We start from the raw sequence: 25,188 nt of genomic DNA on the forward strand, positions 1-25,188 counted from the left end.
GAGTCTAAAGGTGAAAACTAAGCAAACACAGCCAGGTTTCACCTTGATTGAGATTCTCTTGGTGTTGGTACTACTGTCAGTAACGGCGGTTGCGGTGATCGCGACCATTCCTACCAATAGTAAAGACGTCGCCAAAAAGTATGCCCACAGCTTTTATCAACGAATTCAGTTGCTTAATGAAGAGGCTATTTTGAGTGGCTTAGATTTTGGTGTTCGTGTTGATGAAAAGAAATCGACTTACGTTCTGATGACTTTGAAGTCTGATGGCTGGCAAGAAACTGAGTTCGAAAAAATCCCCTCTTTAACTGAACTACCGGAAGATCTCGCATTGTCACTGACCTTAGGGGGTGGCGCATGGGAAGACGATGATCGGTTATTCAATCCAGGAAGCCTGTTTGATGAAGATATGTTTGCTGATCTTGAAGAGGAAAAAAAGCCTAAGCCACCACAGATCTACATCTTATCGAGTGCTGAAATGACACCATTTGTGCTGTCGTTTTATCCAAATACAGGTGACACCATACAAGATGGTTGGCGCATTCGAGTGTTGGATAATGGCGTTATTCGATTGCTTGAGCCAGGAGAAGAAGATGAAGAGGAATAACGGCTCTCCTTATCGTTCTCGTGGTATGACCCTGCTTGAAGTATTAGTTGCGCTCGCTATTTTCGCAACGGCAGCGATCAGTGTTATTCGTGCCGTCACTCAGCACATTAATACCCTTAGCTATCTAGAAGAAAAAACCTTCGCAGCTATGGTAGTAGACAATCAAATGGCTCTCGTCATGCTGCATCCTGACAAGCTTAAAAAAGCGCAGGGCACGCAAGAGTTAGCAGGAAGAGAGTGGTTCTGGAAAGTGACGCCAATTGATACTAGCGGTGATTTGTTAAAGGCGTTTGATGTAAGCGCGGCAACCAGTAAGAAGGCCTCTCCAGTGGTTACGGTGCGCAGCTATGTTGTCAAATAAGAGCATGTCGTCAAATAAAAGCATGTCGTTAAGTAGGGTCAAGCCATCAGCTAAGGTTTCATCTAAGTGTCTGTCACGCAAACAAAGACTATCCTCGAAAGGGAGAGGCTTTACCTTAATCGAAGTTTTGGTCTCGATCGCTATCTTTGCCACGTTAAGCATGGCGGCTTATCAAGTGGTAAACCAAGTTCAACGAAGTAATGAAATCTCAATTGAACGCAGTGCGCGCTTGAATCAATTACAGCGTAGCTTGGTCATTTTAGATAATGATTTTCGTCAGATGGCAGCGAGACAATTTCGCACCGATGGTGAAGAAGCATCATCTAAGCTGATCTTATTGAAAGAGTATTTACTGGATTCCGACAGTGTTGGCATCATGTTTACTCGTTTGGGTTGGCATAACCCGCAGCAGCAGTTCCCTCGGGGTGAGGTGACTAAAGTGGGTTACCGCATCAAAGAAGAAACGCTTGAGCGAGTATGGTGGCGCTACCCAGATACACCAGCAGGCCAGCAAGGCGTGATGACTCCCTTACTTGATGATGTCGAAAGCTTGGAGTTCGAGTTTTATGACGGCAGTCGTTGGGGGAAAGAGTGGCAAACTGATAAGTCTCTGCCTAAAGCGGTAAGACTCAAGCTAACATTGAAAGATTATGGTGAGATAGAACGTGTTTATCTTACGCCTAGTGGTACGTTAGACCAAGCTGATGACTCTTCAAGTAGTGAGGACAGCAATGGCTAATCGAATCAATCGTCCTGCTAAGAGACGTTCGGTCATAGGGCGTAAACAACGCGGTGTAGCATTGATCGTTATTTTGATGCTATTGGCGATCATGGCAACCATTGCAGGCAGTATGTCTGAGCGTCTGTTTACTCAATTCAAACGCGTTGGTAATCAGTTAAATTACCAACAAGCTTACTGGTATAGCATTGGTGTAGAAGCGCTTGTACAAGACGGTATTAGGCAAAGCTATAAAGACAGTGATACTGTGAATCTAAGCCAACCATGGGCGTTAGAGGAGCAGGTCTATCCATTAGATTATGGGCAAGTCAAAGGCCGTATCGTGGATGCGCAAGCTTGCTTTAATCTTAATGCGCTAGCGGGTGTTACGACAACTTCAAGTAACCAAACACCTTATTTAGTGACAGTTTGGCAAACCTTATTGGAAAACCAAGATATTGACCCTTATCAGGCTGAGGTTATCGCGAATTCAAGCTGGGAGTTTGTTGATGCTGATACCCGAACCACTTCTTCGTCTGGCGTAGAAGACAGCACCTATGAAGCGATGAAGCCATCGTATTTGGCGGCCAATGGTTTAATGGCCGATGAATCGGAGCTACGAGCGGTGTATCAGGTCACTGGTGATGTGATGAATAAAGTTCGCCCTTTGGTTTGCGCTTTACCAACCGACGACTTCCGATTGAATGTGAATACACTCACGGAAAATCAGGCGCCTTTATTGGAAGCGATGTTCGCGCCGGGCTTAAGTGAATCGGATGCTAAACAGCTGATAGATAAACGCCCATTTGATGGTTGGGATACGGTAGATGCATTTATGGCGGAGTCTGCCATTGTCGGTGTGAGTGCCGAAGTTAGCAAGAAAGCGAAAGCATATTTAACTGTAGATAGCGCCTATTTTGAGCTAGATGCAGAGGTATTAGTTGAGCAGTCACGTGTACGTATACGGTCGCTTTTCTATAGTAGTAATCGAGAAACAGTGACGGTAGTACGCCGTCGTTTTGGAGGAATCAGTGAGCGAGTTTCTGACCGTTCGACTGAGTAGCGAACCACAAAGCCCTGTGCAGTGGTTAGTTTGGTCGACAAGCCAACAAGAAGTGATAGCAAGTGGTGAATTGTCGAGCTGGGAACAGCTTGGTGAATTAACACCTTACGCTGAAAAGCGCAGTTGTATTGCTTTATTGCCGGGAAATGAGTGCTTAATTAAGCGTGTTGAGATCCCGAAAGGTGCTGCTCGCCAGTTCGACTCTATGCTGCCATTTTTGTTAGAAGACGAAGTGGCACAAGATATCGAAGACTTGCACTTAACCATTTTAGATAAAGATACCACTCATGCCACGGTATGTGGTGTTGAGCATGAATGGTTAAGACAAGCGCTAGGTAAGTTTCGTGAAGCCAATATTATCTTTCGCAAGGTCTTGCCAGATACACTCGCTGTGCCTTTGGAAGAGCACGGCATTAGTGCATTGCAGATAGACCAACATTGGCTGTTACGCCAAGGTAACTCTCAACGCCAAGGTCACTATCAAGCGGTATCGATCAGCGAAGCATGGTTGCCGATGTTTTTGCAAAGTGACTGGGTTGCTGACGATGCAGAACAACCTACGACTATCTTCAGCTATACAGCGATGCCGAGTGACGATGTTCAACAGCAAAGTGGTGTGAATTGGCAAGCTAAGCCTGCTGAGTTGGTGATGTCTCTATTGAGCCAACAAGCGATCGCAAGCAGTGTGAATTTACTGACTGGCACCTTTAAAACCAAATCTTCATTCAGTAAGTACTGGCGTGTATGGCAAAAAGTAGCGATCGCAGCTTGTTTGCTGGTGGCGGTGATCGTCACTCAGCAAGTCTTAAAGGTTCAGCAGTACGAAGCACAAGCCGAAGCGTACCGAACGGAGAGTGAACGTATTTTTAGAAGCGTACTTCCGGGCAAGCAACGTATTCCGACGGTCAGCTACCTTAAGCGCCAGATGAACGATGAAGCCAAGAAATATGGCGGCTCGGGCGATGGTGACTCTTTGTTGGGGTGGTTAGCATTGCTGCCGGAAACCTTAGGTCAGGTGAAGTCAATTGAAGTCGAAAGCATTCGCTACGATGGCAATCGTTCTGAGATTCGACTACAGGCGAAAAGTTCTGACTTCCAATATTTCGAGACTGCGCGAGTGAAACTTGAAGAGAAGTTTACCGTTGAGCAAGGGCCATTGAATCGTAATGGTGATGCCGTATTTGGCAGCTTTACTCTTAAACCCCATCAATAACCTGCGTAAGGAGATCAGTGATGAGAAATATGATTGAGCCACTCCAAGCGTGGTGGACTTCAATAAGTCAAAGAGAGCAACGACTAGTGATTGGTTGCTCAATTCTATTGGTGGTCGGTGTCGTTTATTGGGGGCTAATCCAGCCACTCAGTCAGCGAGCTGAACTTGCGCAGACCCGCATTCAAAGCGAGAAGCAACTACTGGCTTGGGTAACCAATAAAGCCAATGAAGTGGTTGAACTACGAGGCAGTGGCGGCATTAGTGCCAGTCAACCTCTGAATCAATCTGTGCCAGCTTCTATGCGTCGCTTTAATATCGAGCTAATACGCGTGCAACCACGTGGCGAAATGTTGCAAGTGTGGGTAAAACCTGTGCCTTTTAATAAGTTCGTTGACTGGCTAACATACCTGAAAGAAAAACAGGGTGTGGAGGTTGAGTTTATGGACATTGATCGCTCCGATAACCCAGGGGTTATTGAGGTCAACCGACTACAGTTTAAACGAGGTTAATGTGAAACGCGGTTTATCTTTGAAGTTAGGTTTACTTTTTGGCGGCATCTTTATTGTCTTTTTCTCGGTTAGTCTGTTGCTGCATCTACCGGCCTCTTTTGTACTCAAACATGCACCGGCTGTGCGTGGCTTGAATATTGAAGGTGTTGAAGGAACGGTTTGGCAGGGCAGCGCCAATAATATCGCCTGGCAGCGTGTTAATTACGGTTCAGTACAGTGGGACTTTCAGTTCTCTAAACTCTTCCAAGCCAAAGCTGAATTAGCGGTTCGTTTTGGTCGTAATAGCGACATGAACTTGTCAGGAAAAGGGCGTGTTGGGTACAGCATGAGTGGTGCGTATGCGGAAAACTTAGTCGCATCAATGCCCGCTGCTAACGTGATGAAATATGCTCCAGCCATTCCAGTCCCGGTTTCAATTGGTGGAAAGGTTGAGCTGACGATCAAGCATGCGGTTCATGCTCAACCTTGGTGTCAGTCTGGTGAAGGTACTGTGGCTTGGTCTGGTGCTGCAGTCGATTCACCTGTTGGTTCGTTAGACCTTGGTCCTGTGATTGCGGACATAACCTGTGAAGACAGTACAATTGCAGCCAAAGGCGTTCAGAAGAGCACTCAAGTAGACAGTGAGTTCTCAGCGAGTCTAACATCTAACCAGCGCTACACATCTGCAGCGTGGTTTAAACCGGGTGTTGAATTCCCGCCAACGATGCAAAATCAGCTTAAATGGTTGGGTAATCCTGATAGCCAAGGTAAGTACCAGTTTACTTATCAAGGTCGTTTTTAGCTAAACGGCTAAGGGTCACTAAATTACGAGATATAAAAAACGGGCACCTCACTGAGGTGCCCGTTTTGTTTGTTCTGAGAATCTAGAGGATATCTGACAGTTAAAGGGAGCAAACTCGCCTAGTCTTTGCCTTGCAAAATTTCTACCCACGGTAAATCTGCATCACCGAGTACAATGAAGTTCGGGTTTTCTAGCGTTTCTCTTTCATTGTACGAAAGCGGTTCTAGTTGAGTACTTAAGATACGTCCGCCAGCTTCTTCAACAATGCACTGCGTTGCGGCGGTATCCCACTCTCCGGTTGGTCCAAGGCGCAGATAACAATCCACAGCGCCTTCTGCGACTAAACAGGCCTTAAGCGCTGCTGAGCCTAGAGGAACCAAATCATAATTCCATGCTGAGCTCATACGGCTAGTGATGCGATTGATGTCCTGGCGACGGCTGATCGCCATGGCGATTGACTGGTTTGGCAGCTCGTGACGATGCGTTTTGATTTTCACGCTGTCATTAAGGTCTGGGATCTTCCAAGCGCCTTTGCCACTGTAAGCGTAATAGCTCACACCTGAAACGGGTGCGTATACCACGCCCATCACTGGCTTGTTATGCTCGATTAGGGCGATAATTGTCGCGAAATCACCACTTCGTGCGATGAACTCCTGGGTGCCGTCCAGTGGGTCAACTAACCAGTAGCGATCCCATTGAGAGCGTTGCTCTAGGCTGATGTCGGCGTCTTCTTCGGATAATACGGGAATATCAGGCGTCAATTCACTGAGTTTTTTTAATATCAGCTTATGTGCTGCAAGATCGGCACTGGTTACTGGAGTGTCATCACTCTTAATGAACTCTTCGTAATCCTTTTTCTCGTAGATCTCTAAGATGAGTTGACCAGCAGAGCGAGCAATCTCAATGACAGAGGGTAGGAGGTGAGACAAATCTTTTGTTATTGGCATAAATGTTCTCTTACTCTTAGAGCGAGCCTGAATGTTCTAGTTATTGTTTAATACACGAAGGCTTAAAAGCAGGGCTGTAATACTCCGAGCCTCACAGAAATCGAGATGTGTTAACAGTTCTTCGGCTTGAGCAAGTGGCCAGCGCACAATATCGAGAGGCTCTGGCTCATCACCTTCTAGCTTTTCTGGGTAGAGGTCTTCTGCAATAAACAGCGTCATTTTGCTAGAGAAGTAAGAGGGTGCAAGGATCACTTCCTTCAGCGGAGTAAGCTTGTTGGCACCGAAGCCTATCTCTTCTTTGAGTTCGCGAACGGCGGCTTCGTTTGGCTGCTCACCTGGATCAATCAGCCCTTTTGGAAAGCCAAGTTCGTAGCGTTCAGTTCCCGCTGCATATTCACGTACTAATAGAATATCGCCTTGCTCAGTAATAGGAACCATCATCACTGCGTTGCGCCCGCTGGGCTTCATGCGTTCGTAAGTGCGCTCTTCGCCGTTTGAAAAGCGTAAGTCGAGAGACTCGATAGAGAATAGTCTTGATTGAGCGACAGTTTGTTTAGCCAAAATCTCTGGCTTGGTCCTTTTCGTCATTGCGCTCGCTCCTTAGCTCATTGGAATTCTTTCTTATAAAGTCATTCTAATATAGGGGAAATGACCTTGAGTTCCTAGATCCGAGTTTTCATATCCGAAAATTATTGAAGCAGGAATCGATTACGATCACTTGAATACCTTACTCAAGATGGTAACGAGGTGAAAATATGGTTGTATAGCAAGAGAGTATAGAGAGAACGCGATAGTCCTAACTTGCTTATCCACATAACAAAAAAGGTTGATGCTTGCGCATCAACCTTTCAAATAACAACTAACACTAAATCAGTGATTAGTAGTAAGAGTGCTCACCACGATCGTGCTCAGTTGCATCACGAACAGCAGTCAGTTCACCTTCAAACTGTTGAAGAAGTTCTTTCTCGATGCCTTCTTTTAGCGTTACATCAACCATAGAACAACCGTTACAACCACCACCGAATGCTACAATAGCTGCGCCGTCTTCAGTGATTTCTACCAAGCTAACGTGACCGCCGTGACCAGCAAGTTGTGGGTTAACTTGTGTTTGAATTGCGTATTCAACACGTTCTAGAAGTGGTGCATCGTCTGCGACTTTACGCATCTTAGCGTTTGGTGCTTTAAGCGTTAGCTGAGAGCCCATTTTGTCAGTAACGAAGTCAATTTCAGCTTCATCTAGGAACGGTAGGCTTAGCTCATCTACGTATGCAGAGAAAGCTTCGAATTTAAGCTCTGTGTCAGACGCTTCGATAGCATCTGTTGGGCAGTAAGAAACACCACACTCAGCGTTTTGTGTGCCTGGGTTTACCACGAACACACGAATGTTTGTACCTTCAGGCTGCTGTGACAGCAGATTGGCAAAGTGAGTTTGAGCTGTTTCTGTAATAGTAATATTTGACACGACGAATACCTGAGTAGATTTGTAGGTTATTAGCGCCATTCTACTCCTGTCAGATTTGTAATTCAGCCCTTTTTTGTTGGATTGCTGTACAAGTAGTGATTCACAGCTTTTATCCAGAGGGCTCAGGAGTGCGGCAGATGCAGTAAATATCAATCCTTTTAACGTCCACTTCAAGTAGTAATTGGCATAATTGATACACAGTACTGCCGGTGGTTACAACATCATCAATTATCGCGACGTGAGAGGGGATAGTTCCTTGAACGTCTTGTTTTCGCAGCGCAAAAGCGCTCTTTAGGTTGTGTAATCGTGCGGATTTAGTCAGCCCCTGCTGGGAAGCCGTTGAGCGAATTCGACGAAAGAGCACATCACTTTCAACGCCAAGCTCTTGAGCCGTGTAGTCGGCTAGCAGCTTACTTTGATTAAAGCCGCGATGAGTATATCGACGCCAATGCAGCGGCACGCTGGTGATCAGCGGAGCAGGATATTCGATACGTGATGCCAATAGCTTAGATAGATCACGTGCAAACCAAAACTTATCAGCGTACTTCATTTGCTGAATGTAACCTGCTGTAGGGAAGGTGTAATCGCCGACACAGTAGAGGCGATGCCAAGGTGGAGGTTGAGATAAGCACTGTCCGCACTGCTCTACTGTGAGCAGTGTTTTTAAACCACATCGTTGGCAGCGTGGTACTGGCTGAAAGAGTTTGAGACAAGAATTGCACCATCGAGGATGTGTATCACTGGGCAGTTTATCAAGTTTGCACAGGTGGCATTGAGGTGTGACCAGACGTGGTGTGTGTTTTTGTAGCCAATCGGATAACATAGCTCGTGATGCTTTTGGGTTATGGTGTTCCTTTTGCTCACCATACTGAAAAGCGCGGATTATCGCTGATGGAAAAAGTAGGGAATATTGAGAATGAGTGACGCGTTATATTGGCATGTTTCTGGGCAAGGGCCTGATTTAGTACTGGTTCACGGCTGGGGAATGAACGGTGCGGTATGGCAACAAACCGTTAATGCATTACAAGCTGATTTTCGAGTGCATGTTGTCGATTTACCAGGGTATGGACACAGCGCGCACTGCCACGCTCAAGATCTTGAAGAGATTGCTCAGCAGCTTTTGGCCGAAGCACCAAAGCAAGCGATTTGGGTGGGTTGGTCACTTGGAGGCTTGGTCGCAACGCACATGGCTCTCCATCACTCAGATTACGTGAGCAAGCTGGTGACTGTCGCCAGTTCTCCCAAATTCGCCGCTGCAAAAGAGCCTGTGTTATGGCGAGGCATTCAGCCCAACGTATTAAGCGCATTCACCGAGCAACTGGTTGAAGATTTCCAAACCACCATCGAACGCTTTATGGCATTGCAAGCCATGGGCAGCCCTTCAGCAAGGCAAGATGTAAAACAACTCAAGCAAGCGGTGCTGTCTCGCCCGTTGCCGAACCCTGACTCATTATTGGCAGGATTAAAGATGCTGTCGGATGTCGATCTGCGTGAACAACTGCCTGAGATTTCAGTACCAATGCTACGCTTGTATGGTCGATTAGATGGATTGGTGCCAATCAAGGTTGCGAAAGACTTAGGCACAGCCTTGCCTCATACCGAGCAATACATATTTACCCAGTCTTCGCATGCACCGTTTATGACCGAAGCGGATGCCTTTTGCAGTGAGCTTGTCAGCTTCGCACAAAAATAATTGCTAAATATATATCCGGCTTGGTCGATATATAAGCTAATACCAATCACAGTAAGTAAGTGTTCAAAAATAGCGTAGGTAAAAGGCTTGAGAACAAGGCAGCTTTTTTTTGACAAGTAGTTTCGATAAGTAGTTATTCTACAATCAAAAAATCTAACGCCGTTATCGAGCATTTTAACAAGCTAGGATGATCAGTTATTTACTACGATTGGTATAACACCAACGTGTTGCATGATACTCAGACCTCACTCTCTCCAGAGCTGATTGCGCTAAGTTGGGCTATGCCTGTTGTGCGTTCTCGGTACAACAGTGTTATGGCAATATTGATGGGCGATTCTTGAGGAGAGTTCGCGATGATTGTGTCACCTGCAACTGCAGTGAGTGTGCCACTAATCGCCCCGTCCGTTAATGTGCAAACAGAGCAAGTTGCGCGTGATAATAGAGTCCGAGAACCTATTGCTCCCGCAGTAGCATTGGCGAGAACCAATGCAGAGCGTAAGGTAAAATCAGACGATAAACGAAGGCAGCAGTCGGCTTGGGATCCTTCAGACCATCCAGGTTATGAAATGGAGAACGAGTCAGAGGCCAATTCGGTTAGCCAAGAAGAGCCACAAGACCCTTTTGATCGGCTGTTCAGCTTATTGGCACTGAAAACATACAGTGCTGATCAAGGCAAAGGCTATACCATGCGTTTCCGCCTGCCAAAGCATGTTTTAGATGCGGCGATTCAGGAAGGACAGATGGAGAAACGACGTAAGGTCATAAAGTATCATTATGGTCATGCTGTTGCGCCTCATGCTCCATCAGAGATGTTGGTGGTCTTATAAATCAAAAGTTTACGAGTCAACCAAGCTTCGATGTCTTTTTTGAACACATAATAAAAAAACCTGCATACCCTAAGGGATGCAGGTTTTCTGTTTTAAGCACATCAGCTTTTTAGATGAGCTAATGGATTACTTTTTCGCTTTAGCAAAAGCGGCAGCGAATGCTCCACCCATTGCAGCGTTTTGTTGCGGCTCTTCACGACGGCGTTGGCCACCTTGCGAGTTTTGATGCGAGCGGTTTTGTGTGCGAGGTGCACTTGAACGTTGAGCACGGTTGTCTTGTCCCGGCTCGTCCTTCATACGCATGCTTAGTGCAATACGTTTACGCTGAACATCCACTTCCATCACCTTCACTTTCACGATGTCGCCCGCTTTAACCACTTCACGTGGGTCAGAGACAAAGCGATCGGTGAGCGCTGAAATATGCACTAAGCCATCTTGGTGAACACCAATATCAACGAAGGCACCAAAGTTAGCCACGTTCGATACCACACCTTCTAAAATCATGCCCGGTTCTAGATCTGAAACACTGTTTACGCCATCGGCGAAGGTTGCAGTCTTAAATTCAGGGCGAGGGTCACGGCCCGGTTTATCGAGCTCTTTGATGATGTCGCTGACCGTTGGTACACCGAAGTTCTCATTGGTGTAATCGATGGCGTGTAAGCCACGTAAGAAGTCTGTGTTACCCACCAGAGATTTGATGTCTTTGTGGTTTTTCTCAGCGATGCTTTTCACTACTGGGTAAGCTTCTGGGTGAACCGATGATGCATCCAGTGGGTTTTTGCCATCCATAATGCGTAGGAAGCCGGCACACTGTTCAAAGGCTTTTGGACCTAAACGAGCCACTTTCTTCAACGTAGTGCGCGCTTCAAAACGACCATTCTCGTCACGGAAATCCACGATGTTCTGAGCAATGGTGCTAGACAGACCAGCAACACGAGTCAGTAGCGCGGCAGATGCGGTATTCACATCAACACCAACTGCGTTTACACAGTCTTCGACAATCGCATCTAGGCGCTTAGCAAGCATGGTTTGGCTCACATCGTGTTGGTATTGGCCCACACCGATCGATTTAGGGTCAATCTTCACCAGTTCTGCCAGTGGATCTTGCAGACGACGAGCAATAGACACCGCACCACGGATTGATACATCCATGTTCGGGAACTCTTTTGCTGCTAGTTCAGACGCAGAATACACCGATGCGCCTGCTTCGCTAACAATGATCTTTTGCGCTTTTAGGTTGCCGCGTTTAATTACGTCAGCCACAAAGCTGTCGGTTTCGCGTGAAGCCGTACCGTTACCAATCGCAATCAAATCAACATTGAATTGACGAACCATCTGCTCAACCACGTGTGCCGATTTGTCGTATTGCTTTTGAGGTGGGTGAGGGTAAATAGTTTCTGTTGCCAAAACCTTACCGGTTGAATCCACGACAGCGATTTTCGAACCGGTACGTAAACCTGGGTCCAAGCCTAAGGTTGCTCGAGGACCAGCTGGCGCTGCCATGAGTAGGTCTTTTAGGTTGGTTGCGAATACTTCAATCGCTTCGATCTCTGCACGCTCTTTCATTGCGCCCATCAATTCAGTTTCCATGTGCATAGAAACCTTGATGCGCCATGCCCAGCTGATCACTTGCTTACGCCATGCATCCGCAGGTGCGCTGCTTAGGGTAATACCGTAGTGATCAGAGATGATGTTCTCGCAGTATGAACCACGTACACCTTCTTCTTGCTCTGGGTCTGCGTTCATTGCCAGTGTTAGGAAGCCTTCATTGCGGCCACGCAGCATTGCAAGCGCACGGTGAGACGGTACTTTGCTAAGCGCTTCGTTGTGCTCGAAGTAGTCTTTGAACTTCTCGCCTTCTTGCTCTTTACCTGTCACTACACGAGCGACTAGCTCTGAGTTGCGTGTTAGGTGTTGGCGAATCTTTTCTAGTAGGTTTGCGTCTTCCGCAATGCGTTCCATGATGATCGCACGTGCACCATCGAGTGCGGCTTTAGTATCGGCGATGCCTTTATCGCTGCTGATGAAGTTAGCGGCTTCAGTTTCAGGATCGTGCTGTGGTTCATTCCATAGCGTATCGGCTAGGGGTTCTAGGCCCGCTTCAATCGCGATCTGACCTTTGGTACGACGCTTTGGTTTGTATGGCAGGTATAGATCTTCTAGGCGCGTCTTACTGTCGGCTTGAGTGATATCCCGCTCTAACTCTGGCGTGAGCTTACCTTGATCTTGAATCGACTTAAGAATCGTTTGGCGACGATCGTCGAGCTCGCGAAGGTATGAAAGGCGACTATCAAGGTTACGTAGTTGGGTATCGTCTAAGCCACCCGTGACTTCTTTACGGTAGCGGGCAATAAAGGGAACGGTGTTACCGTCGTCAATTAGGTTTACTGCGGCGGTGACTTGCTCTGAACGAACATTCAGTTCTTCAGCAATCAGTCGACAGATAGCTTGGCTCATCCGATGAATCTCTTATTTAATATCATGACAAATACATGGGGGTGAGCGTACGCTTTTTCTAGCTTTGGCTGTGTAATTATCCTGTCAGAAGTCGAATTTCCGTTTCTGATACCCGCTTTGTGCGAGATCTCTTACAAGTGATGTGAGAGTAAGTCGCTTTAGACCGATGAAATCGTCTTGATGTTACACTAAGTTGCTGATTTTATTTGATTGTGTGTTTGTGGGCGTATTTCTCACCTGAAATGTTTTTTAAGACTATCTAGGAAACACGGCCATTTGCCGTAATATTTAACTTGTCGACAGGGAGTTGGCAGGAACAGGAAAAAGCCTAATGGACTAGGTATCTTCAGGATGAAGATTTGATTACTTAGGATGAGTGGTCAGCAAGGAAGTGATAATCTCTGGATGAGATTCGCCAGTCAGGATGACAGGCTAGAATGGACACCGCTAGGATGGCGATGAACAAAAAGGAAATTGGTTAAAGGATTTAGCCACTATCAAGGAAAGATGCAGGGAGCACCTTATCTCGAAGAGATAAACAGTAGCCGGATTGCTGCGATAGAGACTTAACCCCGCTAGGCGAAAGCCTTGCGGGGTTTTCTTTTATCTGGAGTTTGGGTTTGCTTGAACACTCAGCTCATCGCTAGGTGTTTATTAGGTTTGGTTATTCGTTGTCTGCGTAGCAAATTGAGTTAATGAACCACTCTTTGTCGCCTTCTGGTGTTTTTACCGTAAACTCATCATCCACTTCTTTCTTGAGCAGAGCTCTAGCCATTGGTGAGTCGATAGAGATATAGCCTTTAGCATCGCCGTAGATCTCTTCTGGGCCGACAATTCGAAACTTCTTAATTTCCCCATCATCATTCTCAATTTCGACCCAAGCACCGAAAAAGACCTTACCTTCTTGTTGAGGTGAGTAATCCACGATCGTGACATCAGGTAGGAACTTTCTTAAGAAACGCACTCGGCGATCAATCTGACGAAGCAAACGCTTATTGAAGGTGTAATCTGCGTTTTCTGAACGATCTCCTAGGCTTGCAGCCCAAGTGACTATTTTGGTGATCTCTGGACGCTTCTCGTGCCATAAGTGGTCATGTTCTGCTTTGAGTTTGTTATAACCTTCTCGGGTGATAAGTTTGGTTTTCATAAATCTGACTTAATGAAATGATGATCTAAGATAGAATATATAGAAAGGCAACATACGTTAACAATTATTTAGGCGACTTTTTCTCCAATAATGTTACATTTTTAATGTCTTATACCAATATACAATTTACCAAGAATGCTTAACCTTAGGTTTAAGCTTTAATAGGTGGAACCATTACATGCAAGAAAACTACAAAATTTTAGTGGTCGATGACGATGCTCGTTTACGTGCACTGTTAGAGCGCTATCTGTCAGAGCAGGGCTTTCAAGTGCGTAGCGTGGCAAACAGTGAGCAGATGGACCGCCTGTTAACCCGTGAAAATTTTCACTTGATGGTATTGGATTTAATGTTGCCGGGCGAAGATGGTCTATCGATCTGTCGTCGTCTACGAAACGCAAACAACTCGCTACCAATCCTGATGCTTACTGCAAAGGGTGATGAAGTGGATCGCATTGTGGGCTTGGAAGTGGGTGCTGATGATTACCTGCCAAAACCATTTAATCCACGTGAACTGCTTGCTCGTATTAAAGCTGTACTGCGTCGCCAAGTCATTGAAGCACCGGGTGCACCAAGCACAGAAGAGTCTGTGGTTGAGTTTGGTGAGTTCCGCTTGAACTTAGGTACTCGCGAAATGTTCCGCGGTGAAGAGCCAATGCCGCTTACTTCGGGTGAATTTGCGGTTCTTAAGTCCTTGGTAACGAATGCTCGTGAGCCAATGTCTCGCGATAAGCTGATGAACATGGCTCGTGGCCGTGAGTATTCAGCAATGGAACGTTCTATCGATGTTCAGATTTCACGTCTGCGTCGTCTAGTTGAAGAAGATCCAAGCAAACCTCGCTACATCCAAACGGTGTGGGGCTTGGGTTATGTATTCGTTCCAGATGGCAAAGCTGTGTAATTCAGCTTAATAAGCTCTACAGTAGCTTTATCGATTCTGTGAATCTTACGGGTCATCTCATTAATATGCGATGGCCCGTTTTCTATTCAGCACAATGGTTTAGAGTTATAGTCATATAACACTTTCTTTATCTTTCTACATCTCGGGTGCCCCATGCGTATACGTAGCTCCTTTACTCAGTCGATAGTGCTTTTCTTAACGCTATTGGTCGCTAGCCAAATTTTTTCTTATTACGCGGTGTTTAACTATGCGTTGATGCCAAGTTTGCAGCAGTTTAATAAGATTTTGGCTCACGAGCTAAACCTGGTATTGGACCAAGGCAGTGATATCGAGATCGATGCGCCATTGCGTCAGCGTGTGCTTGAACAGCTCGGGGTAACCGTTCACGCCAAGGGCAGCGAAGCGGCGGGTGAGTATTACCATGCGGTCGCAATCGACCTGATGAGTGAGGAGATGACCAAGGAGCTGGGTTCTGAAACTGAAGTGCGGCTGATCTTGGGTAAAGAGAGCTATGTGCTTTGGATGGACATTGCGCAGTTACCCAACTCTTTAATTCGTATTCCGTTATCAGAGCTGCAAGAAGAGGATTTTGCACCACTGTTTCGTAACAGTCTGATCATGGCGCTGTTGATTGTCGCAGGTGGTTGGCTGTTTATCCGATTGCAAAACCGTCCGTTGATAGCGCTAGAGAAAGCGGCGCAAGGTGTCGGGCGAGGTGATATTCCACCGCCATTGCCAGTTCAAGGCGCACAAGAGATTCGCTCGGTAACTCGAGCCTTTAACCAGATGTCGAAAGGCATCCAAGAGCTAGAAGAAGACCGCGCCTTGTTGATGGCGGGTATCAGCCATGATTTACGTACTCCGTTAACGCGTATTCGCTTAGCGACTGAGATGATGTCACCAGAGGATGCCTACTTAGCTGAGGGGATTATCAGTGATACCGAAGAGTGTAATGAAATCATCAGCCAGTTCATGGATTACCTAAAGCCTGTCGACCGAGATTCATTCCAAGCGGTGTTTGTCGATGATATTGCTCGTGAGGTATCGAGCTCTGAGGGTGGCTACGAGGTTCAGATTGAAACCGATATTCCAGAATCGATGAAGCCAGCGCTAGGTAATCCGATCGCGATGAAGCGTGCTGTGAGCAACTTGGTGGTGAATGCGCTGCGTTACGGTAATGGTTGGGTCAAGGTATCAACTGGTATGACGGCGGATAACAAGCTTGCTTGGGTGACGGTAGAAGATAACGGGCCGGGTATTCCACAAGACCAGATCGGAAAGCTGTTTGAACCTTTCACGCGTGGTGACACGGCTCGTGGTAGCGAAGGAACGGGCTTGGGCTTAGCAATTGTGAAACGTATCGTTAGCCAGCATCAAGGTGCTGTTGTGGTCAATAACCGCAGTGAAGGTGGCTTAAAAGCGCAGATCAGTTTCCCGGTTAAGCCCTAGTTATCATCGGTCCGTTTGATGACGATAAGTTCGGTTCGGGGAACGGTTAAGAGATCCCCGACTCGGTCATTCTTCCCTCTCCGAGGATGACGAATTGCTAACCATGGACTTTGATGATGAAAGTTTACTTTGATCGTCATTCCCTATCGTGAGGAACGAGCGAATAGGGAATCTCGCTCTTGCTTGATGAAAGTAACGCACACTAAAAAGGCTTCCTTGAGGAAGCCTTTTTTACGTTTGAACACGGTCTCAGTGTTAACTATGCCTTAGTGTTAACTACGCCTTAGAGTAAACATCGCGTTCACCCAACCAACGGTTGATGATCGCCTTAGCATTGTCTGGGTAGCTATCGTGAATATGACGCGCAATACGCTGCACTTCAGGTATCAAACGTTGGTCACGAATTAGATCGGCGATCTTGAAATCAGCCAAGCCAGTTTGTTTGGTACCGAGCAATTCACCGGGGCCACGGATTTCTAAGTCGCGCTGTGCAATCACAAAGCCATCGTTACTTTCACGTAGCACACCTAGGCGTTTCTGAGCGGTTTTAGACAGCGGAGAGTGATACAACAATACACAATGACTTGCGACCGAACCTCGGCCGACACGGCCACGCAGTTGGTGCAGTTGCGCTAGGCCAAGACGTTCTGGGTTCTCGATGATCATTAAGCTCGAATTCGGAACATCCACGCCCACTTCAATCACGGTTGTCGCAACCAATAGATGCAGCTTGTTCTCTTTGAACTCTCTCATCACCGCCTGTTTCTCGGCGGGTTTCATACGGCCATGGACTAAACCAATTTTTACGTCAGGCAGTTTGCGTTGTAGCTCTTCTGCTGTATCAGCTGCAGCTTGAGCTTCCAGTACTTCCGATTCATCAATCAGCGTACATACCCAGTAGGCTTGTTTGCCTTCATTGAGACACGCATTTTTCACACGTTCAACAATGTCATCGCGCTTGGTATCAGGAATTGCCACGGTTTGAATTGGGGTTCGTCCCGGTGGCAGTTCATCAATAATCGAAGTTTCGAGGTCGGCATAGGCCGTCATTGCTAACGTTCGTGGGATTGGGGTAGCGGTCATGACCAACTGATGGGGGTAGTAGCCTTGCTTTGCGCCTTTCTCACGTAGCTCTAATCGCTGGTGGACACCAAATCGGTGTTGCTCATCAATGATCACTAAACCAAGGTTTTTGAACTCGACATGCTCTTGGAACAGGGCATGAGTACCGACCACCATTTGCGCTTCGCCACTGGCAATACGTGTTAGTTCAGTTTCACGAGCTTTGCCTTTGAGCTTACCTGCTAGCCATCCAACTTGAATACCCATTGCCTCAAACCAGTTGGCAAAGTTAATCGCGTGTTGTTCTGCGAGTAGTTCAGTGGGTGCCATAAGTGCTACTTGTTGACCGTGTTCCAATGCGCGAACCGCCGCCAGTGCAGCGACTAAGGTTTTACCAGAGCCCACATCACCTTGCACTAAACGCATCATAGGATGCGGCTTTTCCAAGTCAGCTTCGATCTCTTTGGTCACTCGTGCTTGGGCATTGGTTGGTGAAAACGGCAGCTGAGCCAGTAGCTTATCTTTAAGGGTGTTTACTGGAGGAAAAGGCATTGCCTTGTCTTGCTGCCCTTTGCTACGAACAGACAACATAGACAGGTTTTGAGCCAGTAACTCTTCCATAATTAGGCGCAGTTGCGCAGGGTGCTTGCCTTCATCAAACAGCTCTAGGTCAATGCCCGGTGGCGGCCTGTGAATGGTATGCAGTGCTTGTGCGAGGGTAATTTGGTGGTCGTATAAACCTGATGGGAGAAGCTCGTTAACTGCGGCCTTGTCGATTAGCTCTAAGGCTTGATCGGTAAGATTACGCAGCGTGACTTGTCTTAGCCCTTCGGTGGTTGGGTACACCGGAGTCAGATTGGCTTCAACGTCTGGCTGTTGCCTCGGCGCAAAGAATTTGTAGTCAGGGTGGACGATCTCAAGCCCCATATTACCGCGCTTGATCTCACCATAAGCATGCACTTGTTTGCCTTCGGCAAAGTTATTCTTCATGCCTGCAGTGAAGTTGAAAAAACGCAGTGTAATAGTGCCATTACCATCACTGATCTTTACTGCGAGCATCTTACGTTTACCGAAAATGGTATCGACGTGCATTACCTTGCCTTGCACTGCTGCCCATAAACCAGCATGCAGTTTTACGATTGGATAGATACGCGTTCGATCTTCATAGCGCAAAGGCAGGTGAAATAGCAGGTCTTGTACATTGTTAAGCCCAACCTTCTCTAGTTTCTCTGCGACTTTAGCGCCGACTCCAGATAAAGAGTTGAGAGGGATAGCAGATAAAAGCTGTGACATAACAAGGCTCATAAACGTAAGAGAGATGATCTATTCAAGCATTTTACTGGATTTTTGTACAGGCAGGAATGGGAGGGAGCGCGGTAAATACTAGGATTACGGTTATAAAAATCCCCTTAAGCGATAAAGCATTAAGGGGATTTAAATTCTTGGCAAAACTATTATCAAGTTTAAACGTTAGTTCTTACGACGTCTTACTTTCAGCGCGTGTGGCATCACACGTAGCTTTTTCATAATACTTGCAAGGTGAACACGATCTTTGGTGGTCAGCAAGATAGTCACTGTGTACAGGCGTCCATCACGTTCTTCGGTTGAAATACCGTGAATGTTAGAGCCTGTTTTTGAGATAACGTTAGTTAACTCAGCCAGTGCACCTTGGTGGTTCTGCAGATCAACCTGAAGTTCAGCGGTGAACTCTTGGTCGTAATCGTCAGACCATTCAACCGCCATGTATTTGTCTGGTTCTTTCTGGTAACCACGAACGTTTGGACACGTTTCACGGTGAACCACAAGGCCACGACCTGGCGATACATGGGCAATGATGTGATCATCTGGAATCGGGTGACAACAGTTAGCGAACGTCAGTAGTAGACCTTCAGCACCACGGATCGGAAGTTTCTTCCTCGGTGTGTCACTGTTGTTTTCTACTTCAGTCAGTTCGTCAGCATCACCTAGCAGGCGACGAGCAATCACGATACTCATCAGCTCACCAAGACCAATTGACGCTAGCAAGTCTTCAATACTGTCGAGACGAAGATCAGACAATACATGTTCAACGTTCTCTTGGCCGATATCACCAATCGAGTGTTCGCCAAGTGCGTGGTTCAGTAGACGACGACCTAAGGTAATCGACTCTTCGCGGCGCATAGTCTTCAGAACCTGACGGATCTTAGTACGCGCACGTGATGTCACCACGTAGTTGAGCCATGCTGCATTCGGACGTGCGCCCGGAGCACTGATGATCTCAATAGTTTGACCGTTCTTCAGCGATTTGCTGAGTGGGTAAGGGTTCATGTCTACACGAGCACCTACACACATGTTGCCGACATCGGTATGCACCGCGTAAGCAAAATCGACCGCTGTTGCGCCTGCCGGAAGCTCGACAATGCGCCCCTTCGGCGTGAACACGAAGATCTCATCTGGGAACAGATCAGACTTAACGTTTTCAATGAATTCGAATGAGTTACCCGCGCTTTGTTGCAGCTCAAGTAAGCTCTGCATCCAACGTTGTGCTTTAACCTGTGCGGTTGTGCCATTACTGCTGCGTGAGCCGTTGCCTTTGTAAGACCAGTGCGCTGCGACACCTTTGTCTGCCATTTGATCCATATCTTCAGTACGGATCTGAACCTCAACTGGCACCCCGTGAGGGCCGATCATTGACGTGTGCAGAGATTGGTAGCCGTTGGCTTTTGGTACCGCAATGTAATCTTTCATGCGGCCAGGGCGAGGCTTGTACAGGCTGTGAGCCTGACCAAGTACGCGATAACAAGTATCTGGGGTATCAACCACGACGCGGAAAGCGTAGATGTCCATAATGGTGTGGAAGCGCTGCTCTTTAGTTTTCATCTTGTTGTAGATGGAGAACAGGTTTTTTTCACGACCAAGTACGCGAGCAGGCAAACCGACCTCTTCAAGGCGGCCTTCAATTTCGCTATGGATACGTTGGATCATTTCCTTACGGTTACCACGCGCAGCTTTCACTACGTTTTTAAGTACGCGATAACGGTTAGGATAGAGGGCTTCAAAGCCCAGCTCTTCTAGTTCGGTCTTGATGTTATGAATACCAAGACGGTGAGCTAGTGGAGAATAAATCTCTAGGGTTTCACGAGCAATACGACGCTTTTTGTCAGGACGAAGTGCCCCAAGCGTGCGCATGTTGTGAGTACGGTCAGCTAATTTGATCAAGATAACGCGGATGTCTTGCACCATGGCGAGAACCATCTTGCGGAAGTTCTCTGCTTGCGCTTCTTTGCGATCACGAAATTTAAGCTTATCCAGCTTAGATACACCATCAACCAATTCAGCAACGGTATTGCCAAATTTTTCCTCTAGATCTTCTTTAGTGACATCACAGTCTTCGATGACATCATGAAGCAGAGCAGCTTGCAGGGTTTCGATATCCAGACGCATTTCTGCCAGGATTCTTGAAACAGCTACAGGGTGGATAATGTATGGTTCACCGCTTGAGCGGGTTTGCCCTTCATGGGCGTCTCTCGCTACCACATAAGATTGACGCAGAGCCTCAATTTGAGGCTCTGTTAGGTATTCTTGGGCAACGTCTTTGAGGCTATCGAATAGATACAAATTAAAGGCCCGGAAGGTTAATTAGTTCGAATGACGTTCTTAACGAGTGTGAGCGATGCTGCTTACTGCTGCAAGTTCAGCCGCTTCTTGCTCTTGTTGCTCTTGACGTTCACGAGCATCTAGTACGTCTTTAGTGATAAGACCTTCTTCGATTTCGCGAAGAGCGATAACCGTTGGCTTATCGTTTTCTTCAGGCACTAGTGAATCTTTACCGCCAGTTTGCATTTGACGTGCGCGGCGAGCCGCAATAAGAACTAGGTCGAAACGGTTGCCAACTTTTTCAACAGCGTCTTGAACAGTTACGCGTGCCATGAGGACTCCAAATAGTAATTAACTAATAAATTTTTGATGACGAGAAAGTATACAAGTTTAACTAGATACTTTCTAGATCACCGTATACTTATCTCAATAGAAAATCTAGGGGATCTAGATTATTCCGCTAATAAAGCAGTAAGCATGCCGTTGTATTTCGCTGCTTGCTTATCTTCTTTTAAGCGTTCCGCACGAATGATAGCTCTGAAGTCCATTAGGGCTGCATCAAAGTCGTCATTCACGATCACATAATCATATTCTGCATAGTGAGAAATCTCTGATTTTGCTTCGCTCATGCGTTTCGCAATAACTTCGTCGCTGTCTTGACCGCGAACATTCAAACGACGCTCTAGTTCACCATTTGATGGTGGAAGAATGAATACACTCTTCGCTTGAGGCATTTGTTCACGGATCTGACGAGCACCTTGCCAGTCGATATCTAGGAATACATCGATACCGCGGTTTAGGTTTTCTTCAATCCAAACGCGTGAAGTACCGTAGTAGTTGCCGAACACTTCAGCGTACTCTAGGAATTCACCTTTAGTAATAAGGTCTTCAAAATGATGCTTCTCTACGAAGTGGTAGTGAACACCATTTTCTTCACCAGGGCGCATACCGCGAGTGGTGTGTGAAACAGATACCTTCATTGCGTAGGTTGGATTGGTTTCTAGCATTGCTGAGATCAAGCTCGACTTACCTGCGCCACTAGGTGCAGATACGATGTAAAGAGTACCTTTGCCCATCTGTATATTTCCACTGTTGGTTGGATTGAGTGAAGGCAATAAACCTACACTTTAAAAGATAGCACTGACTCTAATTTTTGTTCCGATGGCGCATCTACTAATTGTGCCGTTGGTTACGTCTATAAAGAGATAACGAGTAAAACTAATAGAAGCAACTGGTGAAAATTAGGTCAGAAAAATGGAGGCGAAGAGTAGCATATTTAGATGATTGAGAACAACTGGCTTGATCGTTATTTGTCAGCAAATGATCTTCTCAAAGATCTTTGTATAAATGTAATGACTCGTCATCGGTACTTTTTTATGTGATCTGGACAAAATTTGTTGAAGTTTTAATCTCAATCCTTACAATCCGCGCAAACGATTAAATGCTGTATATATCTAGTGATATGGACTAGATGTTTCTACTACCGAGCCTACCTTGGTGACTACAGTTTTTAGTGTAGAGACCTCTCTATTCTCACAGCATTTGAATCACCAAATTCTTAATTTATTGCAAAGGTTTTGTTGTGAGTACCGATTCCACCCTGAAAGCCCAGAACACCTCTGGCTCGCTTGATTCGATGTTTAAAATCACTGAAAGAAAAACCACGATTGGCACTGAGCTGTATGCGGGTTTCATTACTTTCTTGGCGATGAGTTACATTCTGGCGGTTAACCCAGCAATTTTGGGTGATATTCCAGGCATGGACAAAGGTGCCGTGTTTACTGCAACGGCTCTGTCTGCGGCAATCGCAACCCTAATTATGGGCATTTGGGGCAACTACCCTGTAATGCTAGCGCCGGGCATGAGTATGAACGGCTTTTTCAAAGGTCTGCTGTTAAGTGGATCTGTTGCCGTGCTTTGGAATGAAGCGCTGTTCGGTATCTTCCTATCTGGTATTTTGTACCTTGCGTTCTCATTGACCAATATTCGTAAATCGATGATTGAATCGATTCCTGAAGATTTGAAGTTGGCGATTACCGTGTCTCTCGGACTGTTCATTGCTTTCTTAGGTCTTAAGAATGCGGGCATCATCGTTTCTAACCCATTCGTATTGGTAGGCTTAGGCGACATTTCTGATCCAAAAGTGATCATCGCTTACGTGAGCATCTTCATCGCACTGGGTTGTATGGTTCGTGACATCAAGCTAGCAACGTTCATCTCATTCGTTTCTGCTATCGTGTTGACGATTCTTGCTGACGTCTTCATGGGCACTTCAAACGCACCAATCCCAGAGCAGTTCATTGCTATGCCACCAAGCATGGCTGGCAGCTTCGGCGCTATCTTCGATTTCTCTGCTTTCACGCCAGAGAAAATGTTCGACCTACTGTTCATCGTACTTATCTTCTTGATTGTCGATTTCTTTGATGGCTTGAGCACCATTGTCGGCGTTGGCCGTGATGCGGGTATCATCGATAAAGACGGCAAGGTGCCAAACGCGAAATCGGCTCTAGTAGCAGATGCGGGCGGTACTGTGATTGGTTCAATTCTTGGTACCACATCGATCACTGCTTTCTCTGAGTCTGGCATCGCTTCTTCTCAAGGTGCAAAAACGGGTTTGGCAGCAGTCATGGTGGCTGGTCTGTTCCTAATCTCGCTATTCCTATACCCAATCTTCTCTATCTTCTCGGCTGCAATGGTTGCACCGGCGATGGTAGTAGTCGGCATCTACATGGTAGGTCGTCTTGGTCAGATCAACTGGGAAAAGAAAGAGTCACGCATTGCAGCCTTCTTTACCATCATGTTCACAGTGCTAAGCTTCTCTCCAGCGAACGGTATGGCGATGGGCTTCATCAGCTACGCATTCACAATGGTTGTGGCAGGTAAGCGCAAAGAAGTACACCCGCTTATCTACGGACTGTGTGTGGTGTTCTTAACTTACCTGATTCTGCTTTAAAGCTAATTAGTCACTAAGAAGTCGCTAAGTAAAAGACAAACAGATGGCTCTGCAGTGAATGCGGGGCCATTTTTGTATTTGTTGCTTTTTACCGTTGCTTCTTAATGTTGGTTACCGATGAGTTGATGGCGTTAGCCTAAAGTCGGTGCTTTGACAGTACGCGACTTATATTGATGCATGCTATTGTAGAGACTGGATTAATTATTTTTTGAAGAGTGACTATGCCTTCTCACTTACCTAAATCTTTTAGTAAGCCGTTTTTAAAAGTATTCCACATTATGGAAGCGGTATTGCTGGTGGCGATCACGCTCGCGACCTTGTTTGCGATGGTCGAAGAGTTCATGCATGTCTTCGCTGAACGCCGAGTGCAATTGACCGACATTCTGCTGATGTTTATCTATTTAGAAGTGTTGGCGATGGTTCAGCAGTTTGTGATGAACGGTAAGATCCCAGTGCGATACCCAATCTATATCGCGATGATGGCGATTGCTCGTTACATCACTTTGGGCATGAAAGAACTCGATGCGGTATTGATCGTTTGGTTATCTTTAGCGGCATTTATCTTAGCAGCAGCAACTCTGTTGATTCGAGTCGGTCACCATTACTGGCCATATGTCGATCTCAGAACTAAGCAGCCGGACGAGTAAATTTTTTGAGATCAAAGTCTTACAAATCAAGCCCGGTGACCTAGCTGGGCTTGAATTCAAGCCAACCGAACAAAAAAACATCAATTATTTTCAAATAAAGCTTTACAACCCGACCCAGATCACCAAGAATGGCCTCGCTCTGTTTTCAGAGTTATTAAATGAAACATCAGTTGTAAAGTAAAACCCTTAGTATTGCTTCATTGTTATTCTCAGTGTTTCCCTTGGCTTCATAGATACATTAAATAATTCAAGCTTTCAGCGCATCGCACTTTTGGCGATTAATTTTTTATTTTTATATAAGGGACACATCATGTCTAACAAAACAAACGGCGTAGTAAAATGGTTTAACGAAGAGAAAGGTTTCGGTTTCCTAACTCAAGACAACGGCGGCGCTGACGTATTCGTACACTTCCGTGCAATCGCTTCTGAAGGTTTCAAGACTCTTAAAGAAGGCCAACAAGTGTCTTTCGAAGTAGAGCAAGGCCAAAAAGGTCTTCAAGCTGCAAACGTTGTAGCTCTATAAGATTTTAAGTCGGCGCAGGTTGCAACAGCAACTTGCGTCACTTTCTCTCTCAAATTTGTTTCCCCCCTCAGTTTTACCGCAACACTCTTCTCCATTAGCAACACCCTCTCTAAGTATTCAAAAATCCTGTTTTACGTCCGTTATCTCGTTCTAACTATCGTTGTATCTGTTCTTTGCTCTAACTCAACCTTCTACGTAACAACCAGTCACTTGCTCATCCTGATTACTATTACTGTATCCATAAAAAAAAGGTTCATCGCGGCTTTCCGGGGAAAGCCGCTTTTATCTTCAAGAAGAA

General features: G+C 46.2%; 24 protein-coding genes and 1 riboswitch. Of the genes, 14 read left to right on the forward strand and 10 right to left on the reverse strand.

From position 1 onward, the window contains the following. The first annotated feature begins 10 nt into the window (after positions 1 to 10). Genes gspH through ACED41_RS10180 form a run of 7 tightly spaced genes read left to right on the forward strand, consistent with a single transcriptional unit; the run spans position 11 to position 5,249 of the window. Complete coding sequence (gspH, locus tag ACED41_RS10150; protein ID WP_010433564.1) at positions 11 to 604, forward strand: type II secretion system minor pseudopilin GspH; 594 nt, start codon at positions 11 to 13, stop codon at positions 602 to 604. Then, a complete protein-coding gene (gspI, locus tag ACED41_RS10155; RefSeq protein WP_371724907.1) occupies positions 591 to 965 on the forward strand; it encodes a type II secretion system minor pseudopilin GspI in 375 nt (124 codons plus the stop codon). Before gspH ends, gspI begins: the two co-directional genes overlap by 14 nt. Continuing rightward, complete coding sequence (gene gspJ, locus ACED41_RS10160; protein ID WP_010433570.1) at positions 952 to 1,704, forward strand: type II secretion system minor pseudopilin GspJ; 753 nt, start codon at positions 952 to 954, stop codon at positions 1,702 to 1,704. The genes gspI and gspJ overlap by 14 nt, the downstream gene beginning before the upstream one ends. Continuing rightward, positions 1,697 to 2,746 carry a type II secretion system minor pseudopilin GspK gene (gene gspK / locus ACED41_RS10165; protein ID WP_010433573.1) on the forward strand — a complete coding sequence of 350 codons (1,050 nt, stop codon included), beginning with the start codon at positions 1,697 to 1,699 and terminating at the stop codon, positions 2,744 to 2,746. The genes gspJ and gspK overlap by 8 nt, the downstream gene beginning before the upstream one ends. Next, the gene (gene gspL / locus ACED41_RS10170; protein WP_371724908.1) at positions 2,715 to 3,959 is read left to right on the forward strand and encodes a type II secretion system protein GspL; all 1,245 of its coding nucleotides are present in this window, start codon (positions 2,715 to 2,717) and stop codon (positions 3,957 to 3,959) included. The genes gspK and gspL overlap by 32 nt, the downstream gene beginning before the upstream one ends. A gap of 20 nt (positions 3,960 to 3,979) precedes the next feature. After that, entirely contained in the window at positions 3,980 to 4,468 is a 489-nt protein-coding gene (locus tag ACED41_RS10175) for a type II secretion system protein M (RefSeq protein ID WP_102332602.1), read from the forward strand. 1 nt (position 4,469) lies between these two features. After that, positions 4,470 to 5,249, forward strand: a complete 780-nt coding sequence (locus tag ACED41_RS10180) for a type II secretion system protein N (protein WP_017070118.1) — start codon at positions 4,470 to 4,472, stop codon at positions 5,247 to 5,249. 119 nt (positions 5,250 to 5,368) lie between these two features. On the opposite strand, the gene cysQ is transcribed toward ACED41_RS10180, so the two are convergent. The 4 genes from cysQ to ACED41_RS10200 all read right to left on the reverse strand — a co-directional run bounded on the left by cysQ (position 5,369) and on the right by ACED41_RS10200 (position 8,481). Continuing rightward, positions 5,369 to 6,196, reverse strand: a complete 828-nt coding sequence (cysQ, locus tag ACED41_RS10185; RefSeq protein ID WP_017062477.1) for a 3'(2'),5'-bisphosphate nucleotidase CysQ — start codon at positions 6,194 to 6,196, stop codon at positions 5,369 to 5,371. A 36-nt stretch (positions 6,197 to 6,232) separates the two neighbouring features. Further along, positions 6,233 to 6,784 carry an ADP compounds hydrolase NudE gene (gene nudE, locus ACED41_RS10190; protein ID WP_017062476.1) on the reverse strand — a complete coding sequence of 184 codons (552 nt, stop codon included), beginning with the start codon at positions 6,782 to 6,784 and terminating at the stop codon, positions 6,233 to 6,235. A 289-nt stretch (positions 6,785 to 7,073) separates the two neighbouring features. Continuing rightward, positions 7,074 to 7,658 (reverse strand): Fe-S biogenesis protein NfuA, encoded by a 585-nt coding sequence (gene nfuA, locus ACED41_RS10195; RefSeq protein ID WP_004741449.1) that lies wholly within the window; start codon positions 7,656 to 7,658, stop codon positions 7,074 to 7,076. 109 nt (positions 7,659 to 7,767) lie between these two features. Next, positions 7,768 to 8,481 carry a ComF family protein gene (locus ACED41_RS10200; protein ID WP_170962812.1) on the reverse strand — a complete coding sequence of 238 codons (714 nt, stop codon included), beginning with the start codon at positions 8,479 to 8,481 and terminating at the stop codon, positions 7,768 to 7,770. Between the two features lie 93 nt (positions 8,482 to 8,574). On the opposite strand from ACED41_RS10200, the gene bioH reads away from it, so the two are divergent. Together bioH and ACED41_RS10210 are read left to right on the forward strand one after the other, a co-directional pair. Further along, the gene (gene bioH / locus ACED41_RS10205; RefSeq protein ID WP_017063077.1) at positions 8,575 to 9,351 is read left to right on the forward strand and encodes a pimeloyl-ACP methyl ester esterase BioH; all 777 of its coding nucleotides are present in this window, start codon (positions 8,575 to 8,577) and stop codon (positions 9,349 to 9,351) included. Positions 9,352 to 9,704: 353 nt separating this feature from the next. Continuing rightward, on the forward strand, positions 9,705 to 10,178 hold the full coding sequence (locus ACED41_RS10210) for a hypothetical protein (protein ID WP_017066129.1): 474 nt from the start codon (positions 9,705 to 9,707) through the stop codon (positions 10,176 to 10,178). 126 nt (positions 10,179 to 10,304) lie between these two features. Here ACED41_RS10210 and ACED41_RS10215 read toward each other — a convergent pair whose 3' ends face one another. Both ACED41_RS10215 and greB read right to left on the reverse strand, forming a co-directional pair. After that, a complete protein-coding gene (locus ACED41_RS10215; RefSeq protein ID WP_371724909.1) occupies positions 10,305 to 12,635 on the reverse strand; it encodes a Tex family protein in 2,331 nt (776 codons plus the stop codon). 664 nt (positions 12,636 to 13,299) lie between these two features. Further along, complete coding sequence (gene greB, locus ACED41_RS10220) at positions 13,300 to 13,782, reverse strand: transcription elongation factor GreB (RefSeq protein ID WP_017063080.1); 483 nt, start codon at positions 13,780 to 13,782, stop codon at positions 13,300 to 13,302. A 178-nt stretch (positions 13,783 to 13,960) separates the two neighbouring features. Here greB and ompR point away from each other — a divergent pair, with 178 nt between their 5' ends. After that, positions 13,961 to 14,680, forward strand: coding sequence for a two-component system response regulator OmpR (gene ompR, locus ACED41_RS10225; protein WP_008218409.1), 720 nt, complete (start codon positions 13,961 to 13,963; stop codon positions 14,678 to 14,680). Positions 14,681 to 14,833: 153 nt separating this feature from the next. Next, on the forward strand, positions 14,834 to 16,129 hold the full coding sequence (gene envZ, locus ACED41_RS10230; protein WP_102398527.1) for a two-component system sensor histidine kinase EnvZ: 1,296 nt from the start codon (positions 14,834 to 14,836) through the stop codon (positions 16,127 to 16,129). A 276-nt stretch (positions 16,130 to 16,405) separates the two neighbouring features. On the opposite strand, the gene recG is transcribed toward envZ, so the two are convergent. The 4 genes from recG to gmk form a co-directional block, all read right to left on the reverse strand. Beyond that, positions 16,406 to 18,484, reverse strand: a complete 2,079-nt coding sequence (recG, locus tag ACED41_RS10235; protein ID WP_017066313.1) for an ATP-dependent DNA helicase RecG — start codon at positions 18,482 to 18,484, stop codon at positions 16,406 to 16,408. Positions 18,485 to 18,661: 177 nt separating this feature from the next. Further along, complete coding sequence (gene spoT / locus ACED41_RS10240) at positions 18,662 to 20,788, reverse strand: bifunctional GTP diphosphokinase/guanosine-3',5'-bis pyrophosphate 3'-pyrophosphohydrolase (RefSeq protein ID WP_019826453.1); 2,127 nt, start codon at positions 20,786 to 20,788, stop codon at positions 18,662 to 18,664. A 39-nt stretch (positions 20,789 to 20,827) separates the two neighbouring features. Continuing rightward, the gene (rpoZ, locus tag ACED41_RS10245; RefSeq protein ID WP_009848003.1) at positions 20,828 to 21,100 is read right to left on the reverse strand and encodes a DNA-directed RNA polymerase subunit omega; all 273 of its coding nucleotides are present in this window, start codon (positions 21,098 to 21,100) and stop codon (positions 20,828 to 20,830) included. Positions 21,101 to 21,219: 119 nt separating this feature from the next. After that, complete coding sequence (gmk, locus tag ACED41_RS10250) at positions 21,220 to 21,843, reverse strand: guanylate kinase (RefSeq protein ID WP_371724910.1); 624 nt, start codon at positions 21,841 to 21,843, stop codon at positions 21,220 to 21,222. Between the two features lie 348 nt (positions 21,844 to 22,191). Continuing rightward, positions 22,192 to 22,291, forward strand: a riboswitch (purine riboswitch). Positions 22,292 to 22,349: 58 nt separating this feature from the next. Between gmk and ACED41_RS10255 the strand changes: the two genes are divergently transcribed. The 3 genes from ACED41_RS10255 (at position 22,350) to ACED41_RS10265 (ending at position 24,890) form a co-directional block, all read left to right on the forward strand. Continuing rightward, positions 22,350 to 23,720, forward strand: coding sequence for an NCS2 family permease (locus ACED41_RS10255; RefSeq protein WP_017062465.1), 1,371 nt, complete (start codon positions 22,350 to 22,352; stop codon positions 23,718 to 23,720). Positions 23,721 to 23,941: 221 nt separating this feature from the next. Further along, positions 23,942 to 24,367 carry a phosphate-starvation-inducible protein PsiE gene (locus tag ACED41_RS10260; RefSeq protein WP_017062464.1) on the forward strand — a complete coding sequence of 142 codons (426 nt, stop codon included), beginning with the start codon at positions 23,942 to 23,944 and terminating at the stop codon, positions 24,365 to 24,367. Positions 24,368 to 24,677: 310 nt separating this feature from the next. Next, the gene (locus tag ACED41_RS10265; protein ID WP_004735656.1) at positions 24,678 to 24,890 is read left to right on the forward strand and encodes a cold-shock protein; all 213 of its coding nucleotides are present in this window, start codon (positions 24,678 to 24,680) and stop codon (positions 24,888 to 24,890) included. Positions 24,891 to 25,188: the final 298 nt, after the last annotated feature.

It is taken from the genome of Vibrio sp. 1F255, from assembly GCF_041439145.1.
Lineage (GTDB): Bacteria > Pseudomonadota > Gammaproteobacteria > Enterobacterales > Vibrionaceae > Vibrio > Vibrio crassostreae_C.

Coding starts and splice junctions, on each gene's coding strand:
- gspI (WP_371724907.1), top strand. CDS start 591: ATGAAGAGGAATAACGGCTCTCCTTATCGTTCTCGTGGTATGACCCTG.
- gspJ (WP_010433570.1), top strand. CDS start 952: ATGTTGTCAAATAAGAGCATGTCGTCAAATAAAAGCATGTCGTTAAGT.
- gspK (WP_010433573.1), top strand. CDS start 1,697: ATGGCTAATCGAATCAATCGTCCTGCTAAGAGACGTTCGGTCATAGGG.
- ACED41_RS10175 (WP_102332602.1), top strand. CDS start 3,980: ATGAGAAATATGATTGAGCCACTCCAAGCGTGGTGGACTTCAATAAGT.
- cysQ (WP_017062477.1), bottom strand. CDS start 6,196: ATGCCAATAACAAAAGATTTGTCTCACCTCCTACCCTCTGTCATTGAG.
- nudE (WP_017062476.1), bottom strand. CDS start 6,784: ATGACGAAAAGGACCAAGCCAGAGATTTTGGCTAAACAAACTGTCGCT.
- ACED41_RS10200 (WP_170962812.1), bottom strand. CDS start 8,481: ATGTTATCCGATTGGCTACAAAAACACACACCACGTCTGGTCACACCT.
- bioH (WP_017063077.1), top strand. CDS start 8,575: ATGAGTGACGCGTTATATTGGCATGTTTCTGGGCAAGGGCCTGATTTA.
- ACED41_RS10210 (WP_017066129.1), top strand. CDS start 9,705: ATGATTGTGTCACCTGCAACTGCAGTGAGTGTGCCACTAATCGCCCCG.
- ACED41_RS10215 (WP_371724909.1), bottom strand. CDS start 12,635: ATGAGCCAAGCTATCTGTCGACTGATTGCTGAAGAACTGAATGTTCGT.
- greB (WP_017063080.1), bottom strand. CDS start 13,782: ATGAAAACCAAACTTATCACCCGAGAAGGTTATAACAAACTCAAAGCA.
- ompR (WP_008218409.1), top strand. CDS start 13,961: ATGCAAGAAAACTACAAAATTTTAGTGGTCGATGACGATGCTCGTTTA.
- envZ (WP_102398527.1), top strand. CDS start 14,834: ATGCGTATACGTAGCTCCTTTACTCAGTCGATAGTGCTTTTCTTAACG.
- recG (WP_017066313.1), bottom strand. CDS start 18,484: ATGTCACAGCTTTTATCTGCTATCCCTCTCAACTCTTTATCTGGAGTC.
- rpoZ (WP_009848003.1), bottom strand. CDS start 21,100: ATGGCACGCGTAACTGTTCAAGACGCTGTTGAAAAAGTTGGCAACCGT.
- gmk (WP_371724910.1), bottom strand. CDS start 21,843: ATGGGCAAAGGTACTCTTTACATCGTATCTGCACCTAGTGGCGCAGGT.
- ACED41_RS10260 (WP_017062464.1), top strand. CDS start 23,942: ATGCCTTCTCACTTACCTAAATCTTTTAGTAAGCCGTTTTTAAAAGTA.
- ACED41_RS10265 (WP_004735656.1), top strand. CDS start 24,678: ATGTCTAACAAAACAAACGGCGTAGTAAAATGGTTTAACGAAGAGAAA.